At 56.9% G+C, this 13,225-nt stretch carries 13 protein-coding genes; 2 read left to right on the plus strand and 11 right to left on the minus strand.

The genetic code is table 11. The features are described 5' to 3' along the window. Positions 1–3: 3 nt before the first annotated feature. The 8 genes from ACN0XM_RS06820 to ACN0XM_RS06855 form a co-directional block, all read right to left on the minus strand. Positions 4–858: a type II secretion system protein N gene (locus ACN0XM_RS06820; protein ID WP_417566175.1), complete on the minus strand. Its 855-nt coding sequence runs from the start codon at positions 856–858 to the stop codon at positions 4–6. 1 nt (position 859) lies between these two features. Further along, positions 860–1,660 (minus strand): type II secretion system protein N, encoded by an 801-nt coding sequence (gspN, locus tag ACN0XM_RS06825; protein ID WP_417566176.1) that lies wholly within the window; start codon positions 1,658–1,660, stop codon positions 860–862. Between the two features lie 134 nt (positions 1,661–1,794). Next, positions 1,795–3,447 (minus strand): chaperonin GroEL, encoded by a 1,653-nt coding sequence (gene groL, locus ACN0XM_RS06830; protein WP_417566177.1) that lies wholly within the window; start codon positions 3,445–3,447, stop codon positions 1,795–1,797. Between the two features lie 78 nt (positions 3,448–3,525). Beyond that, the gene (gene groES, locus ACN0XM_RS06835) at positions 3,526–3,813 is read right to left on the minus strand and encodes a co-chaperone GroES (protein WP_417566178.1); all 288 of its coding nucleotides are present in this window, start codon (positions 3,811–3,813) and stop codon (positions 3,526–3,528) included. Between the two features lie 193 nt (positions 3,814–4,006). Next, positions 4,007–4,555, minus strand: coding sequence for an FxsA family protein (locus tag ACN0XM_RS06840; protein ID WP_417566179.1), 549 nt, complete (start codon positions 4,553–4,555; stop codon positions 4,007–4,009). A gap of 269 nt (positions 4,556–4,824) precedes the next feature. Then, positions 4,825–5,130, minus strand: coding sequence for an MGMT family protein (locus tag ACN0XM_RS06845; RefSeq protein WP_417566180.1), 306 nt, complete (start codon positions 5,128–5,130; stop codon positions 4,825–4,827). A 3-nt stretch (positions 5,131–5,133) separates the two neighbouring features. Next, positions 5,134–6,459, minus strand: coding sequence for an AmpG family muropeptide MFS transporter (locus ACN0XM_RS06850; RefSeq protein WP_417566181.1), 1,326 nt, complete (start codon positions 6,457–6,459; stop codon positions 5,134–5,136). Between the two features lie 78 nt (positions 6,460–6,537). Then, on the minus strand, positions 6,538–7,020 hold the full coding sequence (locus tag ACN0XM_RS06855) for a YajQ family cyclic di-GMP-binding protein (RefSeq protein ID WP_417566182.1): 483 nt from the start codon (positions 7,018–7,020) through the stop codon (positions 6,538–6,540). A gap of 113 nt (positions 7,021–7,133) precedes the next feature. Here ACN0XM_RS06855 and ACN0XM_RS06860 point away from each other — a divergent pair, with 113 nt between their 5' ends. Then, on the plus strand, positions 7,134–8,105 hold the full coding sequence (locus ACN0XM_RS06860) for a response regulator (protein WP_417566183.1): 972 nt from the start codon (positions 7,134–7,136) through the stop codon (positions 8,103–8,105). 327 nt (positions 8,106–8,432) lie between these two features. After that, positions 8,433–9,458 (plus strand): AraC family transcriptional regulator, encoded by a 1,026-nt coding sequence (locus ACN0XM_RS06865; RefSeq protein WP_417566184.1) that lies wholly within the window; start codon positions 8,433–8,435, stop codon positions 9,456–9,458. Here the strand turns inward: ACN0XM_RS06865 and ACN0XM_RS06870 are convergent. The 3 genes from ACN0XM_RS06870 to fliD form a co-directional block, all read right to left on the minus strand. After that, positions 9,455–10,666 (minus strand): argininosuccinate synthase, encoded by a 1,212-nt coding sequence (locus tag ACN0XM_RS06870; RefSeq protein ID WP_417566185.1) that lies wholly within the window; start codon positions 10,664–10,666, stop codon positions 9,455–9,457. The two genes, ACN0XM_RS06865 and ACN0XM_RS06870, sit on opposite strands and share 4 nt — an antisense overlap. Before the next feature lie 75 nt (positions 10,667–10,741). Further along, complete coding sequence (gene fliS / locus ACN0XM_RS06875; RefSeq protein ID WP_417566186.1) at positions 10,742–11,143, minus strand: flagellar export chaperone FliS; 402 nt, start codon at positions 11,141–11,143, stop codon at positions 10,742–10,744. 36 nt (positions 11,144–11,179) lie between these two features. Continuing rightward, a complete protein-coding gene (fliD, locus tag ACN0XM_RS06880; RefSeq protein WP_417566187.1) occupies positions 11,180–13,183 on the minus strand; it encodes a flagellar filament capping protein FliD in 2,004 nt (667 codons plus the stop codon). Between the last annotated feature and the right edge of the window lie 42 nt (positions 13,184–13,225).

Here is a 13,225-nt window from a genome sequence, read left to right on the forward strand (position 1 = left end):
CGGTCAGCGCCACTGCTCGGGTATGGCATAACTGATGGTTAGGATGGAGCCGTCACGCTCGATTTCTATCTCCAGCTGAGACTGGTCACGCCAGTTCTCAAGCAAGGCCTTGTCCTGATCGATATTTCCCAGCCGCTGGCCATTGATGGCGGTAATCACATCACCGGCCTGTAGATTGACGGCATTCAGCATGGCGTTGGAACCGTCATACACATACCCGGCCATGCCGCTGTTATCCACCTGGCTAAGCCCAAAGGGGGCAAGTGCCGCAATGCCCTGGCTATCGATCTGTTCACGGGCGCTGGCCAGAAACGCATCGGGAGACGATTCTGCCGGCTCTGGGGCTACCTCTGCAACCAGGTCCGAAGACACCGATTCTTCAAAGGCCAGTGATTCATAACGCCCGCCCCTGCGTATCAGCACGCGCCCCGGTTCCACCTCAGCGAGTTCTGCGTTACCGGGCAATATCTCTCCCACCCGGTAATACGCTGTTTCACCATTGCTTCCTGCAACTATAGCACCGGAGTCCTCGGGCCGCTGCGCAACCAGTACGCCTTCGAGCCGAAGCCTCAAGCGGGTCTCCGGTGCCGAACGGCGAACGGCTTCAGCCACCTCCACCGCGCGCTCTGATCGACCGAAGAAATCGTAGAGGGCCATGGAACCTGTTACGCGACCGCCCGTTGCCAGACTGCCGGCGCCGTCCGATACCGGTGAGTGGGGAACCGGCTTGTCGTCCCAGGCAATCAGCCAGGTAATCCGCGCCAAAGCGACGCCCAGGTAGAGCACCAACGCCACCAGCAAGAGGTTCGCGACACTCCTGGCGATCCGGCTCTGGGCCTGGGCACTCAGCAGAGCCATACTATCGTCCCCCCGGGATAAGCGGCTGCCGCACCCGGAACACAACGTCACCCGGGCTTGCAGAGTCTGGCCAGGGCTGGCCGGCCAGATCCACCATGCGCTTGTAAACGCGCAGCTCCATCATTCCGTTCCAGAATATCGTCGCATCCGCCGCCGGACCCTCTCCGCCCTGCTCGGCGACGGCCAGGGCCACACCACCCTGGCTGGTATCGACCGTATCCAGTGTCGCCTGCATCGGCGGGAAATCAGCCTGGCCCCGCTGATCGCCCATGGGCCAGGTAACCAGCCCGCCACCCCAGCGCCCGAGGCCTTCAGCCCGGGTAATCCGGTTGTCAGCCCACGCCATTTCCAGGCGGTCAATGGTCACCTCACCCTCAATTATTGCGCCGCCACTCCGGCGGATAAGCTCCTCAAATTCAGCAACCGCCACTTGCCCGCGCGCATCCAGTCGGGCGCTGGCTGGCCACCCGATCGTAACATCACCATGCAGCGAAGATTGTGACGATTCCACGGAAATCCGAAGCGGCAGCTCCAGGCGGGTCACTGAGGGCAGGTGCAGGCGCCAGTCCACACGCAGCGGAAACCCCGCAACGATCACGCCAGCCTCACCATCCCAAAGCCGTCCGGCCACCTGCCGGACCTGGATCTGGGCCGGCAACGGCACATGGGCAGACGCCTGCTGCCAGACCCAGCCGGCAGGTACCAGAAACACCAATGACAACAGATAAACCAGAGCGCCCAACAACAGCAGCAAAAACACCTTGCCTGGGCGGAGAAAAGACTTTGGTTCAGCGTCACTCATTCAGCTACACACAGAAAATGGACCGGAAGCCGAGTCTAGCAAAGGCATGGCGCAAGTTCATGACAAAAAAACAAAAAACCCCGCGCCAGTGTGAACCAGCGCGGGGTTTTTCAGGGGCCAGGATCAGGCCGGCATCACATCATGCCGCCCATGCCTCCCATTCCGCCCATACCACCCATGTCCGGCATACCGCCGCCGGCTTTCTCGTCTTCCGGCTCGTCTGCAATCATCGCCTCGGTGGTGATGATCAGAGACGCAACGGAAGCAGCAGCCTGCAGCGCGGAACGGGTTACCTTGGCAGGGTCCAGGATACCCATTTCCAGCATGTCGCCGTATGCTTCGGTGGCAGCGTTGTAGCCAAAAGCGCCTTCGCCTTCGCGAACCTTGGCAACCACAACAGAAGATTCGCCACCGGCGTTGTACACGATCTGACGCAGCGGAGCTTCCATGGCACGGCGCAGGATGTTAACACCGGCTTTCTGCTCTTCGTTCAGAGCATCAACCTTGTCCAGGGCCGCGATGGCACGGATCAGGGTGACACCGCCACCAGGCACAATGCCCTCTTCTACCGCAGCGCGGGTCGAGTGCAGAGCGTCTTCAACGCGGGCCTTCTTCTCTTTCATTTCCACTTCAGAACCGGCGCCCACCTTGATAACGGCAACACCGCCAGCCAGCTTGGCAACACGCTCCTGAAGCTTTTCCTTGTCGTAATCGGAAGAGCTGTCTTCGATCTGCTTACGGATCTGGTCAACGCGGGCTTCGATATCCGCCTGCGCACCGGCACCACCGATCAGTGTGGTGTTTTCCTTGGTGATGTTGATGCGCTTGGCCGTGCCCAGGTCGTCCAGAGTGGTGTTCTCCAGAGTCAGACCCACTTCCTCGGAAATCACGGTACCACCGGAGAGGATCGCGATGTCCTGCAGCATTTCCTTGCGACGGTCACCAAAGCCAGGCGCCTTCACTGCGGCGACCTTCACGATGCCGCGCATGTTGTTCACAACCAGAGTCGCCAGCGCTTCGCCTTCGATGTCTTCAGCGATGATCATCAGCGGCTTGCCAGCCTTGGCAACAGATTCCAGCACCGGCAGCAGTTCGCGGATGTTGGAGATCTTCTTGTCGACCAGCAGGATGTACGGGTCATCCAGCTCGGCAGACATGTTGTCCTGGTTGTTGATGAAGTACGGAGACAGGAAACCACGGTCGAACTGCATGCCTTCAACCACGTCCAACTCGTCTTCCAGACCACGGCCTTCCTCGACAGTGATCACGCCTTCCTGACCCACACGCTCCATGGCGTCTGCAATCAGTTGACCAATGGTTTCATCACCGTTGGCGGAGATAGTACCTACCTGGGCGATGTTGCGAGCGTCGTCACACGGCTTGGCCATCTCACGGATCGCTTTCACGGCCTGAGCAGTGGCCTTATCGATGCCACGCTTCAGATCCATCGGGTTCATGCCGGCAGTAACGGCCTTGACACCCTCGTTGACAATGGACTGAGCCAGAACCGTCGCGGTAGTGGTGCCGTCACCCGCAGTATCGTTGGTCTGGGAAGCAACTTCCTTGACCATCTGCGCGCCCATGTTCTCGAACTTGTCTCTCAGCTCGATTTCCTTGGCCACGGAAACACCGTCTTTGGTGATGGTTGGCGCGCCAAAGGATTTTTCCAGAACCACGTTACGGCCTTTCGGACCGAGGGTTACCTTAACCGCGTCTGCCAGAACGTTGACGCCTGCGACCATGCGCTTACGAGCGCTATCACCGAATTTAACGTCTTTTGCTGCCATATCTTCAATTCCTGTTCGTTAAACCGAATTCGTTGAATCAATCGGAATAATAAGAGTTCGTGCCGGTCGCTTCCGCGATCACTCAAGCACGCCGTAGATGTCGTTCTCGCTCATGATCAGGAGCTCTTCACCGTCAACCTTTACGGTATTACCGGCGTACTGACCGAAAACCACGGTGTCACCCACCTTGACCGCCAGTGCACGGGTTTCGCCGTTCTCGAGGATACGGCCATTGCCCACGGCAATTACCTCACCCTGGGACGGCTTTTCCTTGGCGTTGCCCGGCAGCACGATGCCACCTGCAGTTTTCTCTTCTTCTTCCTTACGGCGCACGACAACACGATCGTGTAACGGACGAATTTTCATCGTTCGATTTCTCCAATAGCCAGATTGATGTGGCAATGACATTGTTGATGTAGGTCGGATTAGCGAAGCGTAATCCGACAAATTGCCCGACCTGATAACCAACTGTTTTCAGTGGAAATCAGCCCGCAGCGAACTTGTGATACCTATTTGGGGTAGCAGCTAGGGGTTTTCAACACCCCGAGACAAAAATTTTTCACTTTTTTTCGATGCGATCACGATCGGATTCCGTTTCGTCCCGGAATTCACCTTCGATAATGTCGCCATTGCTATCCCGGTCATACGGCCGCTGCTGACCAAAGGGATTTTCCTGGCCACCAAACGGATCCTGACCGAACGGATTCGAACCGCCGCCGGCCCGGAAATAAAAGCTCTGGCTCCGGCTTTGACCCGCAACGACCATGCGCTTGAGCGCTTGGGCGGCAAGCCAGTGACGGGTTCCCGGGATCAGGCACAGGAAGCCAACGGCATCGGTAATAAAACCCGGGGTCAGCAACAAGGCGCCACCCACCGCGAGGATCAGCCCCTCCGCAACCTCTTTGGCAGGCAACTCACCACTGTTCAGCCGTTGGTTGGCCCTCAGCAACGTTGCCAGACCCTGCTGGCGCAAAAGCCAGGCACCGATAACAGCGGTCAGCAACACCAGCCCAATGGTGTTGAAAACACCGATCATACCGCCAACCTTGATGAGTACCGCCATCTCGGCAATCGGCATGATAATAAATAGAAACAGAAACACAGACATCAGGCCCTCACGGTCTGAATAGGAAGTTCAGAAGGTCTGGTATACTCGCAGCCCTTCAAAATGAGAACGCGGCCAACATTGTAAGTTCATGCGCCACCGGGCACACAGAAACCGCTGAACCTTTTAATTTAGTTAGGGCAAAACATGAAACTTCAAGATTCCGTGACCGCAATTACCGGTGGCGGCCAGGGTCCGGGCGGGTGATTGAAGTGGATAGTGCGCTGCGGCGCTGATCAACGGAGGAATACATGGGGCATCCCGGCGCCCCATTACCAACGAAACCGGGACATTGAAACCCGACCGTTGATAACCTCCACCCCCTCGGCCTCAAGCCGGCTTACCTGCTCCCGGAAAATGTCTGAACCTTCCGGGAAGGCGATCTGACCATTACTGCGAATTACCCGGTACCAGGGCACCGAATGGCCGGCCGGCAACTTGCCCAAAGCCCGGCCTATGTAACGAGCCTGTCGGCCAAGACCGGCCATTTCCGCAACCTGGCCGTAACTGACCACCCTGCCCTCAGGAACCGCCAGCACCACTTGCCAGATTTTTTGATCTTTAGTCGGTTCGGACACAGGCTAACCTTCTTCCGCCTCGCGTTCATGCCGTGGAGCCAAAGCGTCCAGCCGCTGCCCCTGACGAATCATAAACATTGCCAGAAGAACCGCCGGCACACCCATCACCGCGGAGACCAGGAAAAACTCGGCGTAACCGAACCCGGCAACCACCATGCCGGAAAAACCACCGAGAAACTTACCCGGCAAGGTCATCAGAGAGCTGAACAGCGCGTACTGAGTCGCCGTAAACGAGGCACTGGTCATGCTCGAAAGCCAGGCGATCAGCGCAACATTGGCAATACCGCCACTCAGGTTATCGGCACTGACCACCGCCGCCAGCGTAACAAGATTGGGCGGATACTGAGCCAGCAGCACGAACAAAAGGTTGGTGGCGGCTGTCATGATTGCGCCCAGCAACAGAATGCGCCGCACTCCATAGCGAACCACCATCACGCCCCCCATAAGTGAACCCGCGATGGTCATGAAGAAACCGAAAATCTTGGTAACGTCCGCGATCTCGGTTTTGCTGAAGCCCATAAAATCCAGATAGAACGGATTGGCCATCACCCCCATGGCAATGTCTGAGATCCGATACATCGCCACCATCAGCAGGATCGCAATAGACAGTTCCTTGTAGCGGCGGAAGAAATCCAGAAACGGGCCGGCTACGGCCGCATAGAACCAGCCGATCAGCCGCGCCAGCCGTGGATTGAGATGGGCTCGCTTGCCGGCTTCCTGCTCAATCTTGTGGGCAATGTCCTGGGCCGCCGCGAAATGATTTACCCGGGGCTCACGCACTATCAGGACCGTCAGCGCGCCAACGCCAACGAGAGCCGCCATTACCTCATAGGACACCTGCCAGGACCAGAATTCGGCCAGGTAAAGGGCGCCGGCACCGGCCACCAGCAGGGCCAACCGATAACCAAAAATGTAGGTGGCCGCCAAGGCCGCCTGCAGACGCTCCTCGGCAATTTCAATGCGGTAGGCATCAATGGCCACATCCTGGGTGGCAGAGGAGAACGCTACCAGCAACCCACAAAGGGCCATCATCTCCGGCGCAGCGGTGGCGTCCACATGAGCCATCAGGTAAAGCCCCGTGGCGATGCCAACTTGCGCAAAAATAATCCAGCTCCGGCGCTTGCCTAACAGCCGGTCCAGCAACGGCAGCTTCAGGCGATCCACCACCGGCGCCCAGAACACCTTGATAGAATAGGTAATACCGAGCCAGCTGAAGAACCCGATGGTGGCTGTTTCCACCCCCACATCCGCCAACCGGGCGTTCAGGGTGGAAAACACCAGCAAAAACGGCAAACCGGCGGAAAAACCCAGGAACAGCAAGGCAATCACCTGCCAACGGGTGTAGGTGTAGAGTGTGTCCCGGATCAGGGTCAGGCGGGTGCCGGTTAAGATAATCGAGCCTCCGGGTCAGTCGCGGAAATTATTAAACTGCAGCGGGATTTCCAGCTCAGCTTCGCGGAGCATCGCCATGGCAGCCTGCAGATCGTCCCGCTTCTTGCCAGTCACCCGAACCTTGTCACCCTGGATGCTGGCCTGCACTTTCAGTTTGGCGTCCTTGATCATTTTCACGATCTTCTTCGCCATATCGGTTTCAATGCCCTGCTTTAGCAACAGGTGCTGCTTTACCAGCTTGCCGGACTTGCTTTCACCGTCCTCGGACAGGGCGCGGGCGTCGATTTTGCGCTTCGCAAAGGCCATTCGCAGCATGTCCATCAGCTGTTCCAGCTGAAATTCCTGCTCCGCACTGATGGTAATGCCCTTGTCATCGTGCTCGATATTCGCTTCCACGTTCTTGAAGTCCCAGCGGGTTGCCAGATCTTTCCTGGCCTGGTCCACCGCATTGGTCACTTCGTGCATATCAATTTCTGAAACAATGTCAAAAGACGGCATGGTCGTTATTCTCCAAGCAGGGTAAGCAGGTATACTTCTTCCATTTGCAGGGGATGATACCAACCCCCGGCAACTCCCGCATCTGACAATGGACTGGTAAAAAGAAGATAACAATGCCGAATCTGGACCTTCCCATCCTCGTAGTAGACGACGCGAAATTCAGCAGCATGGTTGTTGGACGCACCTTGCGAAAAGCCGGCTATCGCGACGTACGCATTGTCAACAACGCACCGGAAGCCCTTGAGCTGATCGAACAGCGACCGGTGAGCGTATTGATCGCCGACTGGCTGATGCCGGAAATGGATGGGCTGGAACTGACCGACCAGGTTCGCCAGCAGGACGAGCAGAACAACCACTATACCTATGTGATCTTGCTCACTGCCCGGGAAAGCGTAGAAGCTCTCTCAGAAGCCTTTGACCGGGGCGTCGATGACTTCATCTACAAGTCCGACATGACCAAACAGCTGATCCCCCGCATCTTTGCGGCAGATCGAATGGCCGACCGGCAGAACACCCTGCTGCGCGCCAACTCCCTGCTTATCGAGAACAACCGTGAGCTGGAATCCACCAACATCATTGATCTGGAAACCGGCCTCTGCAACACCAGGTACGGTCGGGAGCGGCTGACCAAAATGCTGCGCCACGCCGAATCCCGTGGCGGCTGCTCCGCTTACGTGCTGTGTGGCATCCGGAACTGGCAGGAGCTGAAACACAAACACCCGCCCACGGTAATGAGTGAACTCGCCATTGGCATTGCACGCCGGCTAAGCACCCTGATCCGCCCGATCGACGCACTGTGCCGAGTGGGCGACAACCAGTTCGCCCTCATCGCGTATTTTCCGAACAGCGACCATTGCACCACCACCGCGTTCCGGCGCGTGTTCGACGGCATCAACCACAAAGCCCTGAAAACCACCGCCGGTTATATTTCCGTCGAAGCAGGCATGGTGCTGTGCAAGGCTGATGCCGAGAAAGGCACGCCGTCCATTCAGGACATGGAGCGGGCAGCGGTGCAGGGATTGGTGGATGCCTATGATACCCGGCGGTTTACCGAAACCGCTCCGGAAGTCAGCGCAACAACATAATCCGACACTCGTGTATCCAGCACCACCTCATCACATTCCGTAACACTGATACACACTTCACAAACAGACAGAAAGAGCCCGAAGACTTATTCTGAAATTGTGGATTCAAGCAGTATCCCCCATGGCGGAGGAGCCGTGTAGTACCTCCGCCGCCATATGGGGAAAGATCCACCGAATTAACGAATTTTTCAGGCACTTTCGTTCTTTCCTTGTTTTTCAGGCCAGCTTCTTAGCTGGCCTTTTTATTTTTGCACTCCCCGCTCAGACTCTTCCGCACCAGTTCCGTTATACTCCGCCTATAACGACTCCAAAAACAGTGCTGTAACCATGAAAACCCTCGGAACCGCCTCAGTAGCCGCATTACGACAATATGTTCGCGCTGCCGAATCTGCCGGTGTTGATATCAACAAACTGTTCGCCAAAGCCCGCCTGAACCCGAACCTTCTGGACACCGACGACGGCCGCATTAACGGCGAGCAGTTTCAGGATTTCATCCATCGGCTGTGCGACCAAACCGGCAACCCGATACTCGGGCTGGAAACCGGGGATTTCGTGCAGCCCGGCTCCTACAGTGTTCTTGGTTACATCACCATGAGCTGCGCCACCCTGGGCGAAGCCGTGGCACGGATTGCACCATTTGAGAAGTTGGTCGGAGACATGGGCACCACCAGCCTCGCCGTGAAAGGCAACGACATCAAACTGAGCTGGAACTGCAATTACACCGATCCCGTAGTCCGGCCACAGCTGGTGGATAACGTCTTTGCCTCCTGGGTAAACTATGCCCGCTGGCTGGCCGATGACCAGGAGGCCTCACCCAGTTCCGTAAAACTTCGCCGCACCTCTCCCGGCCCGGAGCTTGAGCGGGCATACCAACAGCGATGGCAGTGCCCGGTCACATTTTCTGCCAACGAAGACAGCATCACCCTCAAAAAGACCCTGCTGGAAACCCGCCTGAGGCAACCAGATCCCCTGCTCCGCAAAACCCTCGAAGCCCACGCCCTGAGTCAGCTGGCGTCTTTGGACACCAACAGCGACCTGACCTCAAGGGTGCGGCATAGCATCCAGCAGCAGCTGATGCACGGCATTACACGGCAGGACATGGTCGCAGAAGACCTGGGGATGACCAGTCGCACTCTACAGCGGAAGCTGAGCCAGGTCGGCGTGTCTTATCAGAAGCTTCTGGATGAAGTGCGGCAAACAATGGCCGAGGATTACCTACAAAACAGCGAGCTTGCCATTCCGGATATTGCACTGAGGCTGGGGTACAGCGAAACCACGTCGTTTCACCGGAAGTTCAAGGCTGTGAAAGGCAAGACGCCCGGAGAGTTCCGGGCGTCCAGAGAGCAGACTTAGAGCTTGCGACCTTTACCAGCCGCTATCCGAAGCCGCAGGGCATTCAGCTTGATGAAGCCTTCCGCGTCTTTCTGATCGTAAGCACCCTGATCTTCCTCGAAGGTGGCAATCTTCTCGTCGAAGAGGGAGTCTTCAGATTTACGGCCAACCACGTCCACGTTGCCCTTATAGAGCTTCAGACGAACCGTACCGTTTACATAATGCTGGGTCTGATCAATCAGCGCCTGCAGCGCTTCCCGTTCCGGTGACCACCAGTAACCGTTGTAGATCACCTCGGCGTAGCGCGGCATGATGCTGTCTTTCAGATGTGCCACTTCGCGGTCCAGCGTGATGGACTCAATGGCACGGTGGGCACGCAGCATGATGGTGCCACCCGGGGTCTCGTAACAGCCACGGGACTTCATGCCCACGTAGCGGTTCTCGACGATATCCAGGCGACCAATACCGTTCGCACCGGCAACCTTGTTCAGGGTTTCCAGCACTTCATGCGCCTTCATCTCCTGACCATCAACGGCAACAATGTCGCCCTTCTTATAGGTCAGCTCAACATAGGTCGGCTTATCCGGTGCAGCTTCAGGAGACACACTCCAGCGCCACATATCTTCCTCGGCTTCCGCCCAGGGATCTTCCAGATTGATACCTTCGTAGGAGATGTGCAGCAGGTTGGCATCCATGGAGTAAGGGCTCTTGCCCTTCTTCTTCTCCACCGGAATATTGCGTTCGTCACAGTACTGGAGCAACTTCTCGCGGGAATTCAGATCCCACTCACGCCACGGTGCAATAACCTTTACACCGGGCTTGAGCGCATAGGCGCCCAACTCGAAACGAACCTGATCGTTACCCTTACCGGTAGCGCCGTGAGAGATGGCATCTGCACCCGTCTCATTAGCAATGTCGATCAGACGCTTGGCAATCAGCGGGCGGGCAATGGAGGTACCCAGCAGGTACTCACCTTCGTAAACGGTGTTGGCGCGGAACATCGGGAACACGTAATCGCGCGCAAACTCCTCGCGCAGGTCCTCGATGTAAATTTCCTTAACGCCCAGCGCCTCGGCTTTCGCACGCGCCGGTGCCACTTCCTCGCCCTGGCCGATATCGGCGGTGAAGGTCACCACCTCACAATTGTAAGTGTCCTGCAACCACCGAACGATAACGGAAGTATCCAGGCCACCGGAATAGGCCAGCACCACCTTTTTAATATCAGACATGCCCTTGCTCCAGACTGAACAGAATGGATGTGTTGAAAAGAAGGGCAGTATTGTACGGGAGAGCGGGGGGAATGGCTATTGGCCAGCAGCCTGCTGCCCCATCGCCTCCTCCCGAATGCCATCCCAGCCTTCCTTGATGGAGCGCAGCAAGTTAGCCACTTCATCCAGCTTGGCAACATCATTCCTGGCATTGGCCTCAAACAGAGCCCGCTCCATATAGTCGTAGAGCCCTTCCAGCCGAACAGCCAGATCTCCGCCCTGCTCGAAATCCAGGAAGCTGCGCAGACCGCCAATGATCTCGATGGCCTTGGTAATCAGCTTGCCCTTGCCCTCAAAGTCCTTAGCCTGCATCCGGGCCTTCGCCATGTTAATGCGCTCCAGGGCTCCGTTGTACAGAAGCTGGATCAGCTTGTGCGGGTCGGCATCGGTAATGCTGGTTTGGGTGTTTACCCGCTGATATGCCTGTAAACCGTTCATATAAGGCCTCTTCGTTCGCTAACTGGCGTTCGCCGGTCAGTTGTTATTCCGATTGTTTTGGGGGGCCAATGCGGCCAACTGCTGAGTCACGTAATCCCGGGTGCTGTTGAGCTGTGAAATCAGGGAATCGGCGGCACTGAACTGGGCGACCAGGCGCTCGCGATAAGAAATAATCCGCTCCTCCAATCGCGCACGACTCTCCTGAATCTGCTCCAGGTTCCGATTCAGGCTTTCGGTTCGGGCTTCAATGGCACCGCCAGAACCCACAAAATTAGTCACCAGATCGACTGTTCGTTCACCCACGCCTTCCACAAAGGTAATGGAACCCCTGGATCCAACCTGATCACCGAGGACTCTCACCTGCAAACCGGAGGCGCCACCGTTGCCACTCCCAAGGAACAGCACCTGACCGTCCCCTTCAGCCGAACGGCCACCGATCGTCCCTGCAACGTCCTTTCCGGCAGCCCCTGTCGCCACCGTCAAGCCATAGGCCGCGCCATCCTCTACGCTGGTCACGCTCACATTCGATTCACTACCATACTCAGAGGAAGTAAACGTCAGTTTCCCACCTGCATCCAATCCCACCTGAACCGACACATCGGCCGCATTCAGGGCATTACTGCTATTCAACTGGGATTGTATTTCATCGACAAAAGCCTGCGGAGATGTGTAGTCGCCCTGGGTCAATGTCAGGCTTACGGAGGTTTTTCCGTTTACCTGCAACGTAAACTCATCATTAGCGCCAGAGATAGTCACGGGAGTAGTGGCGTTGGCAACCAGTGCGGCATTCCCCGTCAACGAGCCCTGAGTTGCCGCCTGGGTAATTGCAATATCGTAAGTGCCCGGCTCAGTGCTCAGGCCGCTGCGCACAAACTCTACCTGACCATCGGTAGTCCGGCCCTGCTCAGCAAACAAAGCAGTCACGTCATCCGGGTAGGCTTTGAGCTGCTCCTCAAACTTTGAGCGATCAAGCTCCAGCCCGCCGGTTTCAAAATTGGTGGTGATGCCGACATCCGCGAGGCTGCGCACATTGGAATTTTCCAGGCCGGGAACTATCCGCGTCAGGATCTGGCGCAACTGATTCTGGATGCCACGCACAGTGGAGTCCCCTGTCAGCAAGCTCCCCACACCCGCCTCGGCATTGAACCCAGCCAGGCTGTCAATCGTTGATTGCAAGGCGTTGAACTTATCCACAAAACCCTGAACACGGTCAGCTACCGCACCAAAGTCTTGCTCCACTTTAATGGTGGAAGTGCCTGTCGCCTGAATATCAAATGTCAGGCCATCTATCACATTTTCGAAGCTATTGGTGGACCGGGTGACGGCAACGCCGTTGATTTCCATCACCGCGTCAGTCGCAGCAATCGTTTCAGTCAGGCCTGCGCCTACGTCCATGCCAGCATTGAAGGCAAATCGCGAGAGACCCTGATTATCGGTGTCAGTGCCACCGCTGTCTCCCGATACAGAAATACTCACCGCATTGGCCGTGCCGGTTTCATCCGCAGAGAGCACAAGCTGGAACCCACTGCCTGTATCAATAACGCCTGCGGAAACCCCAGAATCGGACTCGTTAATGGCGTTTGCCAGCCCCTGGAGTGTGTCATTGTTACTGTCAATGGTGATATTCGTGGTTTTATCGCCAACCGACAATGTCAACGTGCCCTGGCCGACACTGGTTGCATCCCGGTCCGCAAACACCGCATTGGAAGCCAGTGCCTGAGCCTGGGCCAGACTAGTAACATTCACACTGTAAGTGCCGCGACTGGCCTTGGTGCCATCGACAGAAACCGCAATATCTTCGTTGGAGGAGCTTGCCGAGAAAGCCTTCAGATTATCCGGAGCGCTCAGTTGCCGCATCGGAAGTCGCAATTCTGTCACCGCACTACGCAGCTTGCCATAGGCCGACAACAGGGCCTCGTTTTTCTGGGTCTCCCGACTCAGGCGCGTATCAGTTGGCTTGCGTTCCGCAGCCACCAACTGGTCCACCAGGTCTGCGTTCAGCACCCCGGACCCAACACCCAACGATGAAATACCAGCCATATTCATGCCTCCTCAAGGGGGCGAAAATCCATACTGATCAGT

Origin of the sequence: Marinobacter sp. (genome assembly GCF_048269445.1) — a bacterium.
In the GTDB taxonomy this organism is placed as follows: domain Bacteria; phylum Pseudomonadota; class Gammaproteobacteria; order Pseudomonadales; family Oleiphilaceae; genus Marinobacter.

Bases quoted from the DNA above. Each gene is read 5' to 3' on its own strand.
- ACN0XM_RS06820 (WP_417566175.1), bottom strand. From the start codon at position 858: ATGGCTCTGCTGAGTGCCCAGGCCCAGAGCCGGATCGCCAGGAGTGTC.
- gspN (WP_417566176.1), bottom strand. From the start codon at position 1,660: ATGAGTGACGCTGAACCAAAGTCTTTTCTCCGCCCAGGCAAGGTGTTT.
- groL (WP_417566177.1), bottom strand. From the start codon at position 3,447: ATGGCAGCAAAAGACGTTAAATTCGGTGATAGCGCTCGTAAGCGCATG.
- groES (WP_417566178.1), bottom strand. From the start codon at position 3,813: ATGAAAATTCGTCCGTTACACGATCGTGTTGTCGTGCGCCGTAAGGAA.
- ACN0XM_RS06840 (WP_417566179.1), bottom strand. From the start codon at position 4,555: ATGTCTGTGTTTCTGTTTCTATTTATTATCATGCCGATTGCCGAGATG.
- ACN0XM_RS06855 (WP_417566182.1), bottom strand. From the start codon at position 7,020: ATGCCGTCTTTTGACATTGTTTCAGAAATTGATATGCACGAAGTGACC.
- ACN0XM_RS06860 (WP_417566183.1), top strand. From the start codon at position 7,134: ATGCCGAATCTGGACCTTCCCATCCTCGTAGTAGACGACGCGAAATTC.
- ACN0XM_RS06865 (WP_417566184.1), top strand. From the start codon at position 8,433: ATGAAAACCCTCGGAACCGCCTCAGTAGCCGCATTACGACAATATGTT.
- ACN0XM_RS06870 (WP_417566185.1), bottom strand. From the start codon at position 10,666: ATGTCTGATATTAAAAAGGTGGTGCTGGCCTATTCCGGTGGCCTGGAT.
- fliS (WP_417566186.1), bottom strand. From the start codon at position 11,143: ATGAACGGTTTACAGGCATATCAGCGGGTAAACACCCAAACCAGCATT.
- fliD (WP_417566187.1), bottom strand. From the start codon at position 13,183: ATGGCTGGTATTTCATCGTTGGGTGTTGGGTCCGGGGTGCTGAACGCA.